We start from the raw sequence: 17,290 nt of genomic DNA, 5'->3' as shown, positions 1-17,290 counted from the left end.
GGTGGGCTTGCGCCTTAACTGGTGGGCTCGAGCACGACCTGCGTGCTGGAGGTCAGCGGGGGCAGGCCCCCGGTGCCGGGGTCGGTGTAGGTGGCCACGAAGACGCCGGTCAGTTCGTCGGTTTCCGGGTCGTGGCCGCTCGGCTCGGTGGTCTGGATCGAGCCCGTGCAACCGCGGGCCGTGGTCTGCGGGTGGCCGTGGTCGTCGTGGCCGAGGATGTAGTCCACGGTCACGTTCGCGCAGTCCACCGCCTGGTCGTCGGTGACGCGCACCTCGAACTCGACGAGGTCGCCGAACGTGAACGGCTGGCCGGCCACCGGCCGCACCAGCTCGACGACCGGCGCGGCGTTGCCGACCACGATCCGCACCGACGTGGCCGCCGACCTGCCGCTCGGGTCGGTGACCCGCAGGGTGGCGTGGTAGATGCCGTTCTCCGCGTACGTGTACGAACCGCTCGGGCTGCGGGAGTCCACCCGGCCGTCGGCGTCGAAGTCCCACGCGTAGCGGATCCGGTCGCCGTCGGCGTCGGCCGTGCCGGTGCTGGTGAAGGTGACGGCGAGCGGGGCCAGGCCGCTCGTCGCCGACGCCTGCGCGACCGGGATCGGCGTGTGGTTGCCGGTGTTGCCGATGTAGTCGATGCGGGCGAGCTGGGCGTCCGGGTTCTCGCTGAAGAAGCCGTCGCCGTACTCCAGGACGTAGAGCGCGCCGTCGGGGCCGAACTCCAGGTCCATCGGGTTGTCGAAGACGAACGACGGCAGCACGGGCTCGATCCGCCTGCCGTTGTCGTGGAACGCCTTGACGTAGTCGCGGGTCCACTCGTAGAAGAGCGGGACGCCGTCGTAGTAGCGCGGCCAGCCCACGGCCGTCCGGCCGCGCGTGTCGGACGGGTCGAAGGCGTAGGCCGGTCCCGCCATCGGGCCGATGCCGCCGGTGCCCAGTTCGGGGAACTCCTGCGACGGCCCGTACGAGTACCACACGTCCGGCTGCACGACCGGCGGCAACCGGCGCAGCCCGGTGTTGTGCGGCGACTCGTTCACCGGCGCCGCGCAGTCGAACGGGGCTCCCGAGGCGCCGGTGGCGAAGTCGTAGTCCACGTACGGCAGCCGCGCCGTCGCGCAGTACGGCCAGCCGTAGTTGCCCGCCTTACGGACGACCGTCCACTTCCCGTGTCCCGCCGGCCCGCGCGCCGGGTCGGCCTCCTGCTGGTCGGGCGAGTAGTCGGCGACGTACAGCTCGCCGGTGCGCCGGTTCAGCTCGATCCTGAACGGGTTGCGCAGGCCCATCGCGTAGATCTCCGGCCGGGTGCCCGCCGTGCCCGGCCTGAAGAGGTTGCCCCTGGGGATGGTGTACGAGCCGTTCTCGCGGACGCTGATGCGCAGGATCTTGCCGCGCAGGTCGTTGGTGTTGCCGGAGCTGCGCTGGGCGTCGAAGGCCGGGTTCCTGTCGGCGCGCTCGTCGATCGGGGTGAAGCCGTCGGACTGGAACGGGTTCGTGTCGTCGCCGGTGGACAGGTAGAGGTCGCCGGCGGCGTCGAAGACGATGTCGCCGCCGACGTGGCAGCAGATGCCCCGGTCCACCGGGACGTCGAGGATGCGCTGCTCGGTACGCAGGTCGATGGTGGTGCCGCTCCAGCGGAAGCGGGACAGCCTGATCAGGCCCTTGAAGGGGGCGAAGTCCGCCGGGGTGCCGGTGAACGGGGCGTCGCCCTCGTTGACGTCCGGGGTGGCGGGGTCGTCGACCGGGGTGTTCAGCGGGGGTGAGTAGTAGAGGTAGACCCAGTCGTCCTTCTTCGAGCCCTTGCCGAAGCCGGGGCTGAGGGCGACGCTCTGCAGTCCCTCCTCGTCGTGCTCGTAGACGTCGAGGTCGGCGGCCAGCGTGTTGAGGCCGGTCTTCGGGTCGTGTAACCAGACCTCGCCCTTCCTGGTCGTGTGCAGCACCCTGGAATCGGGTAACACCGCCAGGTCCATGGGCTCGCCCGGGTTGTCGTTGAGCGTCACCTTCTGGAACTGGGAGTCGGGCGGCGGCGCGGCCACGCCTGCCTGGGCGGCGGCTGCCGGCATCAGGAGCGTCGCAGCAGTCAGGGCCGCCATCACGGTTCTCGCGCTCATGCCTCTCTCCTTCGGTCTACTCGGGGGGATAAGAGAGGGCAAATTAACGTGAATGTAACCCGAGTTACGCCGATCGAGGAGGGCCTAATCGCCACCGATCCGCGCATCTCCCGCCTCAGATCGGACTAAGTGCACAGACAAAGATCGCCCTCGCCCGTGCGGGCGGGGGCGATCTCGGGGTGATGAGGAACGCGGCGAGGCTGGGCGCGCTGCCGCGGCTACGCGCCACCGGCAGCACGCGGACGCGCTGCGCGGCACAGGCGGGACGCACTGCGCTGCAGGCGGTACCACTGCGCTGCAGGCGGGACGCGCCGCCGTGCCGGCGGACGCGCTGCGGTGCCGGCGGGGCGCGGGGCGCGGGGCGCGTGCCGGGTGCGGGTTACTGCTGCTTCGGCTCCTGCATGGTGACGGTGACCGTGTGCTCCTCGCCGTCACGCTGGTACGTGATGGCCACCTGCTGGCCGACCTTGTAGCCGCGCACCTGCCCGACGACCGTGTCGCCGCCCTGGACCGGCGTCTCGCCGATCTTGGTGATCAGGTCCCCCTGCCGCAGCCCGGCCTTCTCGGCGGGGCTGCCCTTGGTCACCTGCCGGATGAGCGCCCCGGACACGTCGCCGCTGGCGTCGGTGACGCTCACGCCCAGGAACACGTGGCTCACCGTGCCCTTGCTGATGAGCTGCTCCGAGACGTGCTTGGCGGTGTTCACGGGGATCGCGAAGCCGAGGTTGACGCCGTCGGCGGCGACCGCGCTGTTGATGCCGACCAGCTCGCCCGCCGCGTTCACCAGGGCGCCGCCGGAGTTGCCCGGGTTGATCGCCGCGTCGGTCTGGATCATGCCGCCGAGCGTGGTCGTCTCCTCCTGCTGCTGCTCCTGCCCGCCCCAGCCCGGCGGGAGCTGCTGGTCGGGCCGGCCGCTCCCGGACGTCACGGTACGGTCCAGCGCGCTGATGATGCCGGAGGTCACCGTTCCGTCCAGGCCCAGCGGGCTGCCGATGGCCAGCACGTCGTCGCCCACCTTGAGCTGGTCGCTGTCCCCGAGCGCCACCTTGGCCAGCCCCGACACGCCCTCGGCCTTGATCACGGCCAGGTCGGTGGCCGGGTCGGTGCCGACCACGGTCGCCTTGGCCGTCTTGCCGTCGTTGAACTTGACCGTCAGGCCGCCGTTCTGCCCCGAGACGACGTGGTTGTTGGTCAGGATGTATCCGTCCTCCGACAGCACCACGCCCGAGCCCTCGCTCGTCTGGCCCTGGATCATCACCACGGACGGCTGCACCTTCTCCGCCACCTGCGCCACCGTGTACTGGTCGGCCGCGGTGCGGAAGACCGGGCTCGGGTTGCTCGCGGTGGTGGTCACGACGGGCCGCTCGCCGGCCCCCGCCAGGTACGCGCCCACGGCCCCGCCGCCCAGCGCCGCCGCCGACATGGCGGCCACGGCGGCCAGCGCCAGCCCGGCGATCGCCTTGCGGGTCAGCACGAACCCGGCGCGCCTCGGCGGCGGAGGCGGCGGCATCACGGGGTTCGGCCTGGTGAACCCTCCGGCGGAGGGCGGGGTGTCACCGAACTGGCTCCAACCACCGGTGCGCGGCTCGTTCGCGTCCATGTCATCTCCTAGAGTCCCGATGACACAAGAGTGAGCCATGAGGCGTAAACACCGACTAAGCCGGAATTGCCCGGCAGGCCGCGCCCGCTGATCTCCGCCTTATCGGTGCTGGCAGAGGTGATCAGCACGCCGGAAAAATTCCCAAAAATCAGCGGGCGTCGCCCGGCACGATCAGCCCCATCTCGTACGCCGCGATCACCGCCTGGACCCGATCCCGCAGCCCCAGCTTGGTCAGCACGTTGCTCACGTGCGTCTTCACCGTGTGCTCGCTGACCACCATCTCCCGCGCGATCTCCGCGTTGGACAGCCCCCTGGCCATCATCCGCAGCGTCTCCTGCTCCCGCCCGGTCAGCACCGACAGCCTCTCCGACGGCGGCGCGACGGTGCGCGGGGCGGCGCGGGCGGTGAAATCGGCGATGAGCCTGGTGGTGACCGAGGGGGCGAGCAGCGACTCGCCGGCCGCGACCACCCGTACGGCGTGCACCAGGGCGTCGCGCCTGACGTCCTTGAGCAGGAACCCGCTGGCCCCCGCCCGCAGCGCGTCGTAGACGTAGTCGTCCAGGTCGAACGTGGTGAGCATGAGGACCCGGCAGTCGCCGTCGGCGCAGACGGCGCGGGCGGCCTCGATGCCGTCCATGACCGGCATGCGGATGTCGAGCAGGAGCAGGTCGGGCCGGTGCTCGCGGACGGCGGCGATCGCCTGCGCGCCGTCGCCCGCCTCGGCGACGACCTCGATGTCCGGCTGGGCGTCGAGGATCATGCTGAACCCCGCGCGGACCAGCTCCTGGTCGTCCGCCACCACGACGCGGATGCTCACGACGCCGCCAGCGGAAGCCGGACCAGCACCCGGAAGCCCGCGCCGCCGGCGCGCGGGCCGAGCTCGGCGGTGCCGCCGCACGCGGCGGCGCGCTCGCGGATGCCGATCAGGCCGTTGCCGCCCGACGGGAGCCTCGGGTCCCGGCCGCGGCCGTCGTCGGTGATGTCGATCATGAGTGCGTGGTCCTGCCAGGTGAGAGCGATGTCGGCGCGGGCGGCGCCCGCGTGCTTGACGATGTTGGTGAGGGCTTCCTGGGTGATGCGGTACGCGGCCACCTCGGTGTCGGGTGACAGCGGCCGGGGCGAGCCCGTGGTGGAGTATGTCACGTTCAGCCCGGTTCCCCGGATCTGGTCGGCGAGGGCGGGCAGCCCCTCGATGGTGGGCTGCGGGCCGCGCGGGCCGTCCTCCTCCTTGAGCACGTTCAGCAGGCGGCGGAGCTGGTCCATGGCGTCGCGCCCGGCGCCCGCGATGGCATCGAAGGCGGCCACGGCCCTGGCCGGGTTCGAGGTGACCGCCACCGGGCCGGCCTCGGCCTGGACGACCATGACGCTGACCGCGTGGGCGAGGATGTCGTGCATGTCGCGGGCGATCCTGGCCCGCTCGCGCTCGGCGGCGCGTTCGGCCTCGATCTCCCGCTCGCGGGCGAGCCGGACGGCACGCTCCTCCAGCGCGGCGGCGTGGGCACGGGAGGCGGCGGCCGCGCGGCCGATGGCGTACGCGGCGACGAACTGCACGGTTCCGCGCAGCGCCGACTCGGCCGAGCCGACGATGAGCAGGCCACCGCCGAGCGTGACGCCGAACGCGATCCACCGCTTCCACCTGCTGGAGTACGCGGCCAGGGTGTAGAGGGCCACCAGCCCCGTGTACCAGATGGGCTGGGAGGCCACCTCGTCCACGAGGTCGTAGAAGCCCGTGGGGATGCAGGCGGCCAGCAGCACGAGCACCGGCGCGCGGCGCCGCCAGATCAGCGGCACCGCGGAGGCGATCACCACCGCGTAACCCCACCAGTGCCAGGGCTCGCCGTGCGGGTTGTCCCGGGACAGGAACGGCCAGAGCTGCACGAGCAGCACCAGCGCGGCGAGCGCCCCGTCCACCAGGGTCGTCGGCAGCGTGCCGTACCAGCGACGGAACCGCGCGACGAACCGTGACTCGGACATAAGCCCCAATTGTGCCCGCCGGGTCACGCTGCGGCGACCACGGCCGGGGCTGGCGCCCGGCGCGCGAGCGGGACGAACGAGATCAGCAGGCACAGGGCGCCGAGCGGGATGAGGTCCTTGTCCGCGAACGGCAGCGCGAGGTCGAGCAGCACCAGCGCGGGCATCCACGCCTTGACCCGGCGCATGACCGCGAGCTGCAGGACGAGGGCGAGCTGGGCCAGGTAGAACAGGAACGGGCCGCCATCGTAGACGATCGGCGACACCCCCGGCACGCTCTGCACCTGGTCGAAGAGCACGCTCATCCCGTCGTGGTCGGCGGCCATGAACCCGACCACGATGTCGATCCCGAACTGCGCGAGCAACGTCGCGATGCCGGCGGTCCCGGCCACCGCGCTCACGGTGGACACCGTGTCGCGGCCCGCCATGGCGCGCAGCTGCCAGAAGATCTGGACGAACAGGACGAGGGCCGCCATGAACGCGAGGTGTCCGGTGGTCCAGGCGAGGCCGGGGCCGCGGCTGCAGTCGAGCCCGTCGAGGATGCGGATCACCCCGTAGGCGAAGGTGAGCAGGGGAGCGGCGATGAAGGCGAAGCGGAGGTTCATGGCGAAGATCCTCCGCCCGGGGAGGGGCGCCGGGCATCGCCGGTGCGAGGGGTTCGCCGCCTCCCTCGCGGGAGGGAGAGGAAATGGGTCGCGTCGGCGATCCGTGCCGGGGGTGCGGCTCAGCAGGATGGCTGTCGTTCCCCCGAGCACTGAGGAGATCACCTTGCTGAAGACCGCAGCCGCCTGCCTCGCCCTGGCCACCGTCCTCGTGGCGGCGCCCGCCCAGGCGGACACACCCACCCCCGAGCCCACCTCGCGGCCCTGCCCGCCGCCCGCCGTCGTCGAGCCGGACCCCGACGCCGTGATCCCGCCGGTCGACCAGGCGGCACTGAGCCGGGCCATCGGCGGCCTGCCCGCGGCCGACGCCACCGCGGCCGTGGTCCGGGTGGGCGGCACGAAGGGCTCGTGGCAGGGTGTGAGCGGGGTCGCCGACCTGAGGACGCGGCGCGAGGCGTCCGAGCACGTACGCTTCCGCGCCGGCAGCGTGACCAAGATGTTCACCACGGCGGTCGTGCTGCAGCTCGTCGCCGAGGGCAGGCTGGCGCTCGGCGACACCGTCCAGGACCACCTGCCCGGCCTGCTGCCCGCCTCCTACCCGGAGATCCAGGTGGGCCAGCTGCTGAACCACACCAGCGGCCTGCCCGCCCCCGGCCTTCCCGACGGCTTCGAGTACGTCTACGAGACCAGGTTCAAGAAGTGGACGCCGCAAGAGTACGTGGCCCAGGCCGTACGCAACCCGATCGAGTTCGCCCCGGGCACCAGGCAGCACTACCTGAACATCAACACGTTCGTGGCCGGCCTGCTGATCGAGCGGATCACGGGGAAGACGTACGAGCACGAGGTGACGAACCGGATCCTGCGCCCGGTCGGCATGCGGCACAGCTACCTGCCCGGCACCTCGACCACCATCAAGGGGCCGCACCACCGGGGCTACCAGAGCGTGCCCGCGGGCTTCGAGAACGCCGTCCGCTACGGCGACGGGCACGTGGTCGACATGACCAGGATGAGCGTCACCTCGACCTGGGCCTCGGGCGACCTGATCTCGACGGCCGCGGACCTGGAGAAGTTCGTCAAGGCGCTGTTCTCCGGCAAGGTCGTGCCGCGGGCCCAGCTCGAACCCATGTTCACCGTCCCGGACGTCACCATGTTCGACGAGTGCGGCAACCGGCCCGCGACCTACACCTCCGGCCTGACCAGGATGGTGCTGCCGGGCGGGATCGTGGGCTACGGCAAGACGGGCGCGCGCTACGGCTACGCCAGCGGGGTCGGCGCGACCAGGGACCTGTCGAGGACCTTGGTCTACTCCGTCAACTCCACCGACGCCAAGGGCTCAGGCCAGAACGAGCGCACGCTCGGCATCGTGGTGGCCGCCTTCTCCTGAACGGCCGGCCGGAAGATGTGAGGGCCGACGTACTCACCCTCACATCTCAGGCTACGCATGCTCAGCGGCGCCGACGACGGCGCCTGCGGGCACGGCCACCGCCGGCCTCGCCGTTATCCGGAACCGGCGGGTTCGGAATCCTAATAAACGAAAAGAAACCCAGATATCGCTGCATCGCGGCCATGATGTCCCCCTTCACGGAGTCGGGTCGCGCGCCGGACGGCTACGCGCCCGGCGCAGCCGGACTGACCCGCAACCCTACCCGCCGGGCGGCCACGAAACCCTCTGACCTGGGGTTTCTTCCTACTTCAGCGACAGCTTGCGGCGCTTGAACATCGGGTGCTTGGTCTCCCAGTAGCGCCAGCCCTCGACCCGGGAGGGCACGTTCGCGATGCCGGTGTCGACCTTGAAGCGCTCGCAGGTGCCGAGGACGTTCCAGGCCGACCAGCCCACGCGGTAACCGAAGACCCGGTACCACATGTTGCCGTACATGCCGTCGCTGATCTCCTGCGTGTACTCGTGCCCGCTGTAGACCATGTGCCGCTCCTCGAGGTGCGGCAGGCCGAGCCGGCGCAGGTTGAAGATCACTTCGTCCTTGTCGATGACCTTCTCGGCCTCGTTCTCCGTCTCCAGGAAGGCGACCACCTCGTGCTCGCGCGTGACGGCCACCGTCATCGAGCCACCGGGGCCGTCGATGTAGCGGGTCCGGGGCACGAAGAAATTCCGCGGCGACATCTGGTGGATCCGGAAGAAGGTACGCGGCCTGCAGTTTCTGCCGCCGTCGTCGTCATCGTGGTGGTCGACGAAGCCACGGTCGAATTTGTGATGGTCGGGGCCGTCGTTCTTGTCGCCCGCGCTGGCCGCCGGCGCCATGGTGACGGCCAGCACGGCCGCGAGAATGCCGCGCCCGACGGGCTTCGCCATTTTTCTCATTGGGGTGAACATTTACCGTTCCTTTCGGAATGCGACCCTTAGTCGCCAGACCGGTACGATGCTTACAGTTGCCGCGAGCGAGATGACAACGCCACGCCGAATCCGAATTTCCCGTAATGGGAAAGAACCGGTGAATGAGCGTCAATATCGGACCGCCATTCTGTAAAGCAAACGCATTTCACCCCAGGTGACGCTGTGCAATATGGCGACTTCACTCCGTGATGGCGATATATCCGTTTGCGTGGGTGTTGAGGAAGATAAGGCCGTCCCTACGTACCTCCCTACGGCAGATTCCGGTTTCGGGAGGTACGTAATGCACCGCAGAGTCAGCCTGCTCTCCGCCGTCGCCCTCGCCCTGGCAGGCGCCCTGGTACCGGCGGGTGCCGCGCAGGCCGGGGCCGCGAACGACCCCAGGCCCGCCGGCTGGACCGCCACGGATTCGCAGGCGGAGCGCAGGACCGTCTCGCAGTACTGGACCACGCAGCGCATGCTCGCGGCACAGCCCCTCGACGCGCCCGCGCCGCGGCGTACCCAGTCGCGCGGCCCGTCGGAGGGCGACCCGTGGGCCACCCGCGGCGCCACCAACACCCGCCGCAGCCCGTGGACCACGCGCGGCGCCGCGTGGTCGGTCGGCGGCACCGCGCCTGTCACCGCCGCGCGGCAGGCCCTGGTGCCCAACAGCCCGGGGTTGCAGTGGACGGACGGCGGCGCGGTCGTGCGCACCACCGGCCGGGTCTTCTTCACCACCGCCGACGGCCGCAACTCCTCCTGCTCCGGCTCGGCCGTGACCAGCGCGAACGAGAGCGTGGTGATCACCGCCGGGCACTGCGTGAAGCTGAACGGGGCCGCGCACAGGAACTGGGTGTTCGTGCCGGCCTTCGACGACGGGCGGCGCCCGTTCGGCACCTGGGTGGCCAGCGCGATGCTCACCACCCAGCGGTGGAACGCCAGGGAGGACATCAACTTCGACGTGGCCGCCGTCGTGGTGGCGCCGCTGAACGGGCGGACGCTGACCGACGTCGTGGGCGGGCAGGGGGTCGCCTTCAACCAGGCCAGGCAGCGGCAGATGTTCGCCTTCGGGTACCCGGCGGCCGATCCGTTCGACGGGTCGGAGCTGATCTACTGCAGCGGGCGCGCGTTCAACGACACCGTCATGACCCGTGACCAGGGGCTGCGCTGCAACATGACCGGCGGGTCGAGCGGCGGGCCCTGGTTCCAGGGCTTCGACGAGTCCACCGGCCTCGGCTGGCTGAACTCCGTCAACAGCTTCACCTACAACTTCGCCCCGAACTTCATGTTCGGCCCCTTCTTCGGCGACGAGGCCATGGCCGTCTACCAGGCGGCGCAGAACGCCGACGCCCTCTGAACCACGGGCCCGCGGGGCATGATGGCGGGTGATCCCTCTCCCCGGGAGGCCCGCCATGACGGACCCGCTGCCGCTGCTCGAACGCCTCATCGCCCTCGACTCCGTCAACCCGGGGCTCTCCCCCGGCGGCGCGGGCGAGTCGGCCGCCGCCACGTTCTGCGCGCGGTGGCTGGGCGAGCGGGGGTTCGAGATCCACCGCCTGGAACGGCGGCCCGGGCGCCCTTCCGTGGTGGCCGTGGCCCGCGGCACCGGCGGCGGGCGCTCGATCATGCTCAACGGCCACCTCGACACCGTCGCGTACGGCACGTACGACGGCGACCCGCTCGTCCCGCGCGTCGAGGACGGGAAGATCTACGGCCGGGGCGCCTTCGACATGAAGAGCGGCGTGGCCGCGATGATGGCCGGCGCCGCCCGCGCCACCGCGGGCGGCCCGCTGCGCGGCGACGTCATCGTGGCCTGCGTGGCCGACGAGGAGCACGCCAGCTTCGGCACCGAGGAGGTGCTGGAGCGTTTCACCGCCGACGGCGCCGTCGTCACCGAGCCGAGCCTGCTGGAGGTGACGCTGGCGCACAAGGGGTTCGCCTGGTTCGAGGTCGAGGTGCTGGGCCGCGCCGCCCACGGCTCCCGCCCCGACCTGGGCGTGGACGCGATCGCCAAGGCCGGTCACTTCCTGGTGGCGCTGGAGGCGCTCGGCCGGCGGCTGGCCGCCTCGGGCGGGCACCACCTGCTGGGGCCGGGCACCGTGCACGCCTCGCTCATCGAGGGGGGCGAGGGCCCTTCCACCTATCCGGCCCGCTGCCTGATCACGATCGAGCGGCGCACGGTCCCCGGCGAGACCGAGCAGGGCGTCCGGGCCGAGCTGATCGGGGTTCTCGATCACCTCGCCGCCACCGTGCCCGGCTTCTCCTACCGGCTGCGGCCCGGCCTGCACCGCGAGCCCTTCGAGGCCGACCCCGACGCGGCGATCACGCGGGTCGTGCTGCGCGAGGCGGAGCGGGCACTCGGCCGCCCGCCGGTCATCCGCGCCGAGCCCTTCTGGACGGACTGCGCCCTGCTGGCCCGCGCCGGCATCCCGTGCCTGCTCTTCGGCGCCGACGGCGGCGGCGCCCACGCCGACACGGAGTGGGCCGACCTCGCCTCGGTGCACCGGGTCACCGACGTGCTGGCCGCCACGGTGACCGCGTTCTGTGCCTGAGAAATTCGGGCATTGACGAAAAATCCTTACATGGTACTCATAGATCGAGTCGGAAAGCTTCAACCCCCTCGCCGAGATCGTCCAGAGCCCACCCAAGGAGGACGCGCATGGCGCGAAGCACGGCCACCGACCCGCCCGCCGACTTACTCGGCCCGGTCCAGGGAGAGGTCTCCTGGTTCTGCTGCGGCACCGCATGGGGCCCCTGCAGCAGCACCGGAAAGGGAGCCTGCGGCACCTGCAACTCCGGCAACCTCCAGCACGCCTGGCCCAACACCTCCGACGCCTGCTGGGCGATCACCCGCCCCGACAGCTGCGGCGTCGGCCTGTCCCGCCGGACCTGCGGGTTCCGCCACCGCATCACGGCGCTGTGCACCGGCAGCAGCGTCGTCACCGCCATCGCCGACTGCGGCCCGCAGACCGACCTGTTCTGCGGCGAGCGGAGCTGCTGCGGCGCGACCTGCGCGAGCAACCGCCTGATCGACCTCACCCCCGCCGCCTACAGCCAGATCGCCAGCCTCTCGTCCGGCCTGCGGCCGGTGGAGATCTCGACGGCCTAGGAGGGCGGAACGATGCGCAGCAGAAGGGACGTGCTCAAGTCCGCCGTGCTCGGCGGGGGCGCCGGCGTCGTCGCCGCGACCGCGCTGGGCTCACTCGGCCCCGAGGCGGCCTTCGCCGCCCAGCAGTCCGCCCAGAAGGTGGAGCCCGGCGCCCCCGACCCGGACTTCGCCGAGGGCCGGATCCGCTCGATCAAGGACAACACCCTGCTCGTCCTGGGCTCGAACCTGGTCTTCCACACCATCAGGGTCGTGGACGGCACGAGCCTGTGGAAGCTCGGCCCGGTCCCCTTCGACCAGGCCAGGCCCGGCGACGGCCTGTACGCCAGAGGCGTGCGCATGCCCGACGGCATGCTGGCCGCCGAGGCGGTGTGGCTGAACATCGTCAACATCAAGGGCCACATCAAGAACATCACCGGCCAGACCATCCACCTCGACCACAACGGCCACGACGTGCTGTGCCACGTCGTCGCCGGCAAGTCGGTGGCCATCCACTCCGAGTCGCCGCCCACGGCGGACCTGTCGATGCTGAAGGTCAGCCAGCACGTGCAGATCCTCGGCGCCTGGCGGCCGGACACGAACGAGGTCGACATCGCCACGGTCTTCTCCCCGCACTAAGGAGGCAGTGCATGCACGGGATCGCCGCGTCGCAGCCGTACGTGATAGCCGCCTTCCTCCTCTGGGCCGGCCTGGTGAAGCTGTTCGGCAGGCGGATGAGGGCGCAGGCCGGGCGCACCGCACTGGCCCGGCTCGCCGGCCCGGCGCGCGCGGTCCCCGCGCTGCGGCTCGTCGGCCTGGCCGAGCTGGCCGTGGCCGCCGCACTGCTGGCGCCCCCGCTCCACCCCGTGGACGGCGTGGCCGCCGCCCTGCTGTCCGCCGGTTTCCTGGCCTACCTGACCTATGCCTACGTGGCCGCGCCCACCTCGTCGTGCGGCTGCCTGGGCACGCACTCCCGGCCCGTGGACGTACGCGCCTTCGCCCGCGCGGGCCTGCTGCTGGCCGGCTCCTTGCTCGCGGCGGCCGCCCCGGAAGGCCCCGCCCTCCCCGCCGTGATCGTGCTGGAGGCCGCGGTCCTGCTGGCGCTCTCCGCCGAGCTGGACCGCCACTGGCTCACCCCGCTGCGCGGCCTCCTGGTGCGCGTGCGCCGCCCGCTGGCGATCCCGCCGCCCGCGGCCGTCCCGCTGGAGGCGTCCCTGCACCTGCTGCGCCGCAGCGCCGCGTACTGCTCGGCCTCGGCCCAGCTCACCTCGGACGTGCTGGAGTCGTGGGACGAGGACGGCATCCGCTTCGTGGTGTACGGGGCCCGGGACCGCACGGCGGTCTTCGCCGTCCCGCTCGCCGGGAACGACCCGGCAGGCGTGCGGGTCGCGCTCGTCCAGCCCTAGTCGCCGCGGGCGGCGGCGTGGCTGCTGGCGATCAGCTCGTGGTGGCGGACGACCTCCGCGATGATGAAATTCAGGAATCGTTCGGCGAAGACGGGGTCGAGTTTCGATTCCTCGGCCAGCGCGCGGAGGCGGCGAATTTGGGCCGCCTCGCGCGCCGGATCCGCCGGAGGGAGCCGGTATTCGGCCTTCAGACGGCCGACCTCCTGGGTGCACTTGAAACGTTCGGCGAGCAGGTGGACGAGGGCGGCGTCAAGATTGTCGATGCTGTCCCTGAGCCGCTGCAGCTCGTTCTGGACGAACATTTCCACATCGGGCTGATCTTCAGAGGTCTTTTCCATATAAATACGCCCCCTCGACTCAACATCGTCTCAGAAGGGGAAATATTAGCAGAAAATGGACATTCGACGCCTGCTTGTTTCACGCCATGAGATCGGCGAACGCGCGGGCCGCGGCGTCGGAGTCGAACAGCCGCTCCAGCCGCGCCCTGGCGAGCTGCCGCCGGAACGGCCCGGCCGGCGCGGCGTTCCCGGCCTCGTGCATCATCTCGTGCATCCACCGGGAGAACTCCTGGTGGTCCCACACCCGTTTCAGGCAGGTCTCGGAGTACGCGGCCAGCGGCGCCTCGTCGCCGTCGCGCAGGGCCGCGCGCAGGCCGTGGGCCAGCACGTTCGCGTCGGCGATCGCCAGGTTCATGCCCTTGCCGCCCATCGGGGTGATGATGTGCGCGGCGTCACCGACGAGGAAGAGCCTGCCGTACCGCATGGGGTCGGCGACGAAGCAGCGCATCTCGACGAACAGCTTCTCCGTGATCGGCCCGGTGGGCAGGCCCGCGTCGCCGAGGCGCAGCCGCAGCTGCTCCCAGATCCGCTCGTCGCCCCACTCGTCCAGGGTGGCGCCCGGCGCGCACTCGAGGTAGAAGCGGCTGGCCTTGGGCCCCCGCGCGAACTGGGCCGCGAAGCCCGCCGGATGGATGCCGAAGAGCGCGTGGCGCGGCGGGGACGCGTCGGCCAGCACGGTGAGCCAGCCGACGCCGTGGTCGTAGGTGTAGGTGGTCAGCGCACCCTCCGGCACGCTGGCGCGGCTGACGCCGTGGAAACCGTCGCAACCCGCGACGTACGCGCACTCGATCTCGTGCACGACGCCTTCCGCGTCCCGGTACGTGACGGTCGGCGTGGCGCCGTCGAGGCCGTGCGGGGTCACCTCGGCGGCCTCGAAGCGCAGGTCTCCCCCGCCCTCCAGGAAGGTCTTGATCAGGCGCACGACGAGGACCTGCTGCGGCACGATCCGCCCAGCCCTGCCACCGGCCAGGGCGGCGACGTCGATGAAGCGCGGCCGGCCGTCGAGGCGGATCTCCAGCGTGCTGTCGCTCGACGTGCCGGCCAGCACGCTCTCGGCCAGCCCCCAGTCCTCGAAGACGCGGGCGCCGTGGTGTTCCAGCACGCCGGCGCGCTGGCGCTGCTCCACGTACGAGCGGCTCTGGCGCTCCAGCACCACGCAGCCGATCCCGGCCCGCTGGAGCAGGTTGGCCAGGGTCAGGCCGGCCGGTCCCGATCCGATGATGACGACCTCGATGCTCTCCCGCATGCTGGGCATCCGACACCAAGATCGACAAATGCGCAAGCTCCGCGCTTATCGGACTGATCAAGTTTGACTAGGGCCGACTCGGGCGGTTACGGTGGCCGTGCGCTAGTCAAATTTGAAGAGCAGGGAGAACGATGACGACCGTGACGCCGTACCTCATGGTGCACAGCGCCAAGCAGTTCACCGACTACGCCTCGCACGTCTTCGGCGCGCAGGCCAGGACGCTCATCCCGCTCGACGGTGACCCCGAGCGGGTCGTGCACGGGGAGATGCGCATCGGTGACAGCACGATCTACTTCGCCGACGCCAGGGTCGACGGGGCGCAGTGCCTGCCGCCGTACCGCGAGGGGGAGGATCCCTCGCGGACGCAGATGTACGTCACGCTGCCCGACCCGGGCCGGGCGTACGCCGCCGCCCTCGCCAAGGGGGCCACCCCGGTCATGGAGGTGTCCCGGCAGGAGGAGGGGACGGAGATGGGCGGCTGGGTCGATCCGTTCGGCACCCTGTGGTGGGTCACCTCGGAGCCGCCGCACCGGCCCTGACCCGCCCGCCGGGGTACAGCCTGCTGTACTCTTTCGCCGCCGATCATGCGATATTTCCGCTCCTGTCCTAGGGTCTGAGACCGGAGGAGGTGGCGCGGATGCCCGTGCAGGACGCGGCAGCCGGCCCGCAGGGCGGCGGCGAGGTCCACTCGCCCGCGCCTGGCGGCGACGTCCGCCCGCCCGCGCGCGGCGGTGGTGGCGTGGGCACGCGGTGGCTGGTCGCTCGGGCTCGTGCCACCGTTGACGGGCTCGAACACCTGGTCGGCGGCATGGGCACCGCCGCGCTGGCGCTGATCGTGCTGGCCGGGATGCTCGGTGTCGCGGTGGCCTGCCTGTTCGGGGTGGGGCTGCGCCTGCTGCCCGCCGCGCTGCGCGGCCTGCGGGTGGTGGCAGGCCGGGAGCGGGCGAGGCTGTCCCGCTGGGGGCCGCAGCTCGTCGAGCCCGATCCGGTGCCCGGCGAGTGGCGGGCCGCCATCGGGCAGCGCGCCGCCCGCCGCGAGCTGGCCTGGATGTCGCTGCACGCCACGCTCGGCCTGACGTACGGGGTGCTCGGCCTGACGCTGCCGTTCGCCGCCGTGCGCGACCTGCTCTACCCGCTGTACTGGTGGCTGCTGCCGCCCGCCGAAGCGGTGGACATGGGCCTGGGGTGGCGCACCGACACCTGGCCGGGCGCGCTCGCCGTCGGCCCGCTGAGCCTGGCCTGGCTCGCCCTCGCCCTGATCTTCATCCCCGGCCTGGCCCAGATGCAGGCCTGGGCGGGACGCCGGTTCCTGTCCGCCGATCCGGGCACCGACCTGGCCCTGCGCGTCGCCCAGCTCACCGCCACCCGGGCGGCGGCCCTGGACGCGCACGCCACCGAGCTGCGCAGGATCGAGCGCTCGCTGCACGACGGCACCCAGAACCGCCTCGTGGCCGTCAACGTCCTGCTGGGCGCGGCCCGCCGCGCGGTCACCCGCGACCCGGCCACAGCCGACGAGCTGCTCGAACGTGCCCAGGCCGCCGCCGAGCAGGCGCTGGCCGAGCTGCGCGCGGTCGTGCGCGGCATCCTGCCCCCCGTGCTGGCCGAGCGAAGCCTCGCCGGCGCGCTGAGCGGGCTGGGCGCCGCCTGCCCGGTGCCCTGCCGGATCGACGCCGAGGTGCCCGGCAGGTTGCCGGCGTCCGTCGAGGCCACCGCGTACTACATCGTGGCCGAGGCGCTCACCAACGTCGCCAGGCACAGCGGGGCGAGCCGGGCCGCCGTGACCGTCCGCGGGGCAGGCGACCGGCTGAACATCCAGGTCAGCGACGACGGCCGGGGCGGCGCGGCCGAGGACGGCGGCTCCGGGCTGGCCGGCATCCGCCGGCGGGCCGAGGCGCACGACGGAACATTCGAGCTGGCCAGCCCGCCGGGCGGGCCGACCACCCTGATGGTGAGCCTGCCATGCGGATTGTGATCGCCGAGGACGACCCGTTGCTGCGCGAAGGCCTCGCGCTGCTGCTGCGCGCGGAGGGGCTGGACGTGGTGGCCACCGCTTCCGACGCCACCGACTTCCTCGGCGCCGTGGACGCGTACGCCCCGGACGTCGCCATCGTGGACGTCCGCATGCCGCCCGATCACACCGACGAGGGCATCAGGGCGGCCGTCGAGGCCAGGCGGCGGCTGCCAGAGCTGGCCGTGCTGGTGCTGTCGGCCTACGTCGAGCAGGCGTTCGCCACCGACCTGCTCGCCCACGGCAGCGCCCGCCTGGGTTACCTGCTCAAGGAGCGGGTCGGGCGGGTCCAGGAGTTCCTGACCGCGCTGCACCGGGTGGCCGGCGGCGGCACGGCCATCGACCCGGAGGTGGTCGCGCAGCTCCTGACCAGGAGCCGCCCCGACGACCGCCTCGACCGGCTCAGCCCGCGCGAGCGCGACGTGCTGGCCCTGATGGCCGAGGGCCTGGGCAACTCGGCCATCGCCGAGCGGCTCTACGTCACCGACGGGGCCGTGCACAAACACATCAGGAGCATCTTCGCCAAGCTCGACCTGCAGCCCGCCGACGGCACCGACCGGCGGGTGGCGGCCGTGCTGCGGTACCTCGAGAGCACCTGAC

17 protein-coding genes are annotated in these 17,290 nt (G+C 71.7%); 9 read left to right on the top strand and 8 right to left on the bottom strand.

Going from position 1 to position 17,290, the window contains the following annotated elements:
* Window positions 1-14: 14 nt before the first annotated feature.
* The 5 genes from HD593_RS00975 to HD593_RS00955 all read right to left on the bottom strand — a co-directional run bounded on the left by HD593_RS00975 (window position 15) and on the right by HD593_RS00955 (window position 6,284).
* Window positions 15-2,108 carry a PQQ-dependent sugar dehydrogenase gene (locus HD593_RS00975; protein ID WP_221524560.1) on the bottom strand — a complete coding sequence of 698 codons (2,094 nt, stop codon included), beginning with the start codon at window positions 2,106-2,108 and terminating at the stop codon, window positions 15-17.
* Window positions 2,109-2,487: 379 nt separating this feature from the next.
* A complete protein-coding gene (locus HD593_RS00970) occupies window positions 2,488-3,708 on the bottom strand; it encodes a S1C family serine protease (protein ID WP_185100255.1) in 1,221 nt (406 codons plus the stop codon).
* 148 nt (window positions 3,709-3,856) lie between these two features.
* A complete protein-coding gene (locus HD593_RS00965) occupies window positions 3,857-4,525 on the bottom strand; it encodes a response regulator (RefSeq protein WP_185100254.1) in 669 nt (222 codons plus the stop codon).
* Window positions 4,522-5,682, bottom strand: coding sequence for a sensor histidine kinase (locus tag HD593_RS60955; RefSeq protein WP_185100253.1), 1,161 nt, complete (start codon window positions 5,680-5,682; stop codon window positions 4,522-4,524). The genes HD593_RS00965 and HD593_RS60955 overlap by 4 nt, the downstream gene beginning before the upstream one ends.
* Window positions 5,683-5,705: 23 nt before the next feature.
* On the bottom strand, window positions 5,706-6,284 hold the full coding sequence (locus tag HD593_RS00955) for a hypothetical protein (RefSeq protein ID WP_185100252.1): 579 nt from the start codon (window positions 6,282-6,284) through the stop codon (window positions 5,706-5,708).
* Between the two features lie 163 nt (window positions 6,285-6,447).
* On the opposite strand from HD593_RS00955, the gene HD593_RS00950 reads away from it, so the two are divergent.
* On the top strand, window positions 6,448-7,665 hold the full coding sequence (locus HD593_RS00950) for a serine hydrolase domain-containing protein (RefSeq protein ID WP_221524559.1): 1,218 nt from the start codon (window positions 6,448-6,450) through the stop codon (window positions 7,663-7,665).
* A 303-nt stretch (window positions 7,666-7,968) separates the two neighbouring features.
* Here the strand turns inward: HD593_RS00950 and HD593_RS00945 are convergent, their stop codons facing one another.
* Window positions 7,969-8,589 (bottom strand): hypothetical protein, encoded by a 621-nt coding sequence (locus HD593_RS00945; protein ID WP_185100250.1) that lies wholly within the window; start codon window positions 8,587-8,589, stop codon window positions 7,969-7,971.
* A 322-nt stretch (window positions 8,590-8,911) separates the two neighbouring features.
* Here HD593_RS00945 and HD593_RS00940 point away from each other — a divergent pair, with 322 nt between their 5' ends.
* From HD593_RS00940 to HD593_RS00920, 5 genes are all read left to right on the top strand, one after another.
* A complete protein-coding gene (locus HD593_RS00940; protein WP_185100249.1) occupies window positions 8,912-9,964 on the top strand; it encodes a trypsin-like serine peptidase in 1,053 nt (350 codons plus the stop codon).
* A 55-nt stretch (window positions 9,965-10,019) separates the two neighbouring features.
* Complete coding sequence (locus HD593_RS00935) at window positions 10,020-11,159, top strand: M20/M25/M40 family metallo-hydrolase (RefSeq protein ID WP_185100248.1); 1,140 nt, start codon at window positions 10,020-10,022, stop codon at window positions 11,157-11,159.
* Window positions 11,160-11,266: 107 nt separating this feature from the next.
* Window positions 11,267-11,716 carry an RlpA-like double-psi beta-barrel domain-containing protein gene (locus HD593_RS00930; RefSeq protein WP_185100247.1) on the top strand — a complete coding sequence of 150 codons (450 nt, stop codon included), beginning with the start codon at window positions 11,267-11,269 and terminating at the stop codon, window positions 11,714-11,716.
* A gap of 12 nt (window positions 11,717-11,728) precedes the next feature.
* A complete protein-coding gene (locus tag HD593_RS00925; protein WP_185100246.1) occupies window positions 11,729-12,331 on the top strand; it encodes a cell wall protein in 603 nt (200 codons plus the stop codon).
* A gap of 11 nt (window positions 12,332-12,342) precedes the next feature.
* Window positions 12,343-13,098, top strand: coding sequence for a MauE/DoxX family redox-associated membrane protein (locus HD593_RS00920; RefSeq protein WP_185100245.1), 756 nt, complete (start codon window positions 12,343-12,345; stop codon window positions 13,096-13,098).
* Here the strand turns inward: HD593_RS00920 and HD593_RS00915 are convergent.
* Together HD593_RS00915 and HD593_RS00910 are read right to left on the bottom strand one after the other, a co-directional pair.
* On the bottom strand, window positions 13,095-13,436 hold the full coding sequence (locus tag HD593_RS00915) for a chorismate mutase (protein WP_185100244.1): 342 nt from the start codon (window positions 13,434-13,436) through the stop codon (window positions 13,095-13,097). The two genes, HD593_RS00920 and HD593_RS00915, sit on opposite strands and share 4 nt — an antisense overlap.
* A 79-nt stretch (window positions 13,437-13,515) precedes the next feature.
* The gene (locus HD593_RS00910) at window positions 13,516-14,682 is read right to left on the bottom strand and encodes a 4-hydroxybenzoate 3-monooxygenase (protein ID WP_221524558.1); all 1,167 of its coding nucleotides are present in this window, start codon (window positions 14,680-14,682) and stop codon (window positions 13,516-13,518) included.
* A gap of 131 nt (window positions 14,683-14,813) precedes the next feature.
* Here HD593_RS00910 and HD593_RS00905 point away from each other — a divergent pair, with 131 nt between their 5' ends.
* The 3 genes from HD593_RS00905 to HD593_RS00895 all read left to right on the top strand — a co-directional run bounded on the left by HD593_RS00905 (window position 14,814) and on the right by HD593_RS00895 (window position 17,289).
* Window positions 14,814-15,221 (top strand): VOC family protein, encoded by a 408-nt coding sequence (locus HD593_RS00905; RefSeq protein WP_221524557.1) that lies wholly within the window; start codon window positions 14,814-14,816, stop codon window positions 15,219-15,221.
* A gap of 98 nt (window positions 15,222-15,319) precedes the next feature.
* Entirely contained in the window at window positions 15,320-16,654 is a 1,335-nt protein-coding gene (locus tag HD593_RS00900; RefSeq protein WP_185100242.1) for a sensor histidine kinase, read from the top strand.
* A complete protein-coding gene (locus HD593_RS00895) occupies window positions 16,642-17,289 on the top strand; it encodes a response regulator (protein WP_185100241.1) in 648 nt (215 codons plus the stop codon). Before HD593_RS00900 ends, HD593_RS00895 begins: the two co-directional genes overlap by 13 nt.
* The last annotated feature ends 1 nt before the right edge of the window (window position 17,290 follow it).

The sequence above is a fragment of the Nonomuraea rubra genome, from assembly GCF_014207985.1.
Classification (GTDB): Bacteria; Actinomycetota; Actinomycetes; order Streptosporangiales; family Streptosporangiaceae; genus Nonomuraea; species Nonomuraea rubra.
The sequence above is the reverse complement of the archived record's forward strand: the minus strand, read 5'-3'. Positions and strand labels throughout refer to the sequence as shown.

Coding starts and splice junctions, on each gene's coding strand:
- HD593_RS60955 (WP_185100253.1), bottom strand. CDS start 5,682: ATGTCCGAGTCACGGTTCGTCGCGCGGTTCCGTCGCTGGTACGGCACG.
- HD593_RS00935 (WP_185100248.1), top strand. CDS start 10,020: ATGACGGACCCGCTGCCGCTGCTCGAACGCCTCATCGCCCTCGACTCC.
- HD593_RS00975 (WP_221524560.1), bottom strand. CDS start 2,108: ATGAGCGCGAGAACCGTGATGGCGGCCCTGACTGCTGCGACGCTCCTG.
- HD593_RS00915 (WP_185100244.1), bottom strand. CDS start 13,436: ATGGAAAAGACCTCTGAAGATCAGCCCGATGTGGAAATGTTCGTCCAG.
- HD593_RS00940 (WP_185100249.1), top strand. CDS start 8,912: ATGCACCGCAGAGTCAGCCTGCTCTCCGCCGTCGCCCTCGCCCTGGCA.
- HD593_RS00905 (WP_221524557.1), top strand. CDS start 14,814: ATGACGACCGTGACGCCGTACCTCATGGTGCACAGCGCCAAGCAGTTC.
- HD593_RS00920 (WP_185100245.1), top strand. CDS start 12,343: ATGCACGGGATCGCCGCGTCGCAGCCGTACGTGATAGCCGCCTTCCTC.
- HD593_RS00925 (WP_185100246.1), top strand. CDS start 11,729: ATGCGCAGCAGAAGGGACGTGCTCAAGTCCGCCGTGCTCGGCGGGGGC.
- HD593_RS00895 (WP_185100241.1), top strand. CDS start 16,642: ATGCGGATTGTGATCGCCGAGGACGACCCGTTGCTGCGCGAAGGCCTC.
- HD593_RS00970 (WP_185100255.1), bottom strand. CDS start 3,708: ATGGACGCGAACGAGCCGCGCACCGGTGGTTGGAGCCAGTTCGGTGAC.
- HD593_RS00955 (WP_185100252.1), bottom strand. CDS start 6,284: ATGAACCTCCGCTTCGCCTTCATCGCCGCTCCCCTGCTCACCTTCGCC.
- HD593_RS00900 (WP_185100242.1), top strand. CDS start 15,320: ATGCCCGTGCAGGACGCGGCAGCCGGCCCGCAGGGCGGCGGCGAGGTC.
- HD593_RS00945 (WP_185100250.1), bottom strand. CDS start 8,589: ATGGCGAAGCCCGTCGGGCGCGGCATTCTCGCGGCCGTGCTGGCCGTC.
- HD593_RS00930 (WP_185100247.1), top strand. CDS start 11,267: ATGGCGCGAAGCACGGCCACCGACCCGCCCGCCGACTTACTCGGCCCG.
- HD593_RS00910 (WP_221524558.1), bottom strand. CDS start 14,682: ATGCGGGAGAGCATCGAGGTCGTCATCATCGGATCGGGACCGGCCGGC.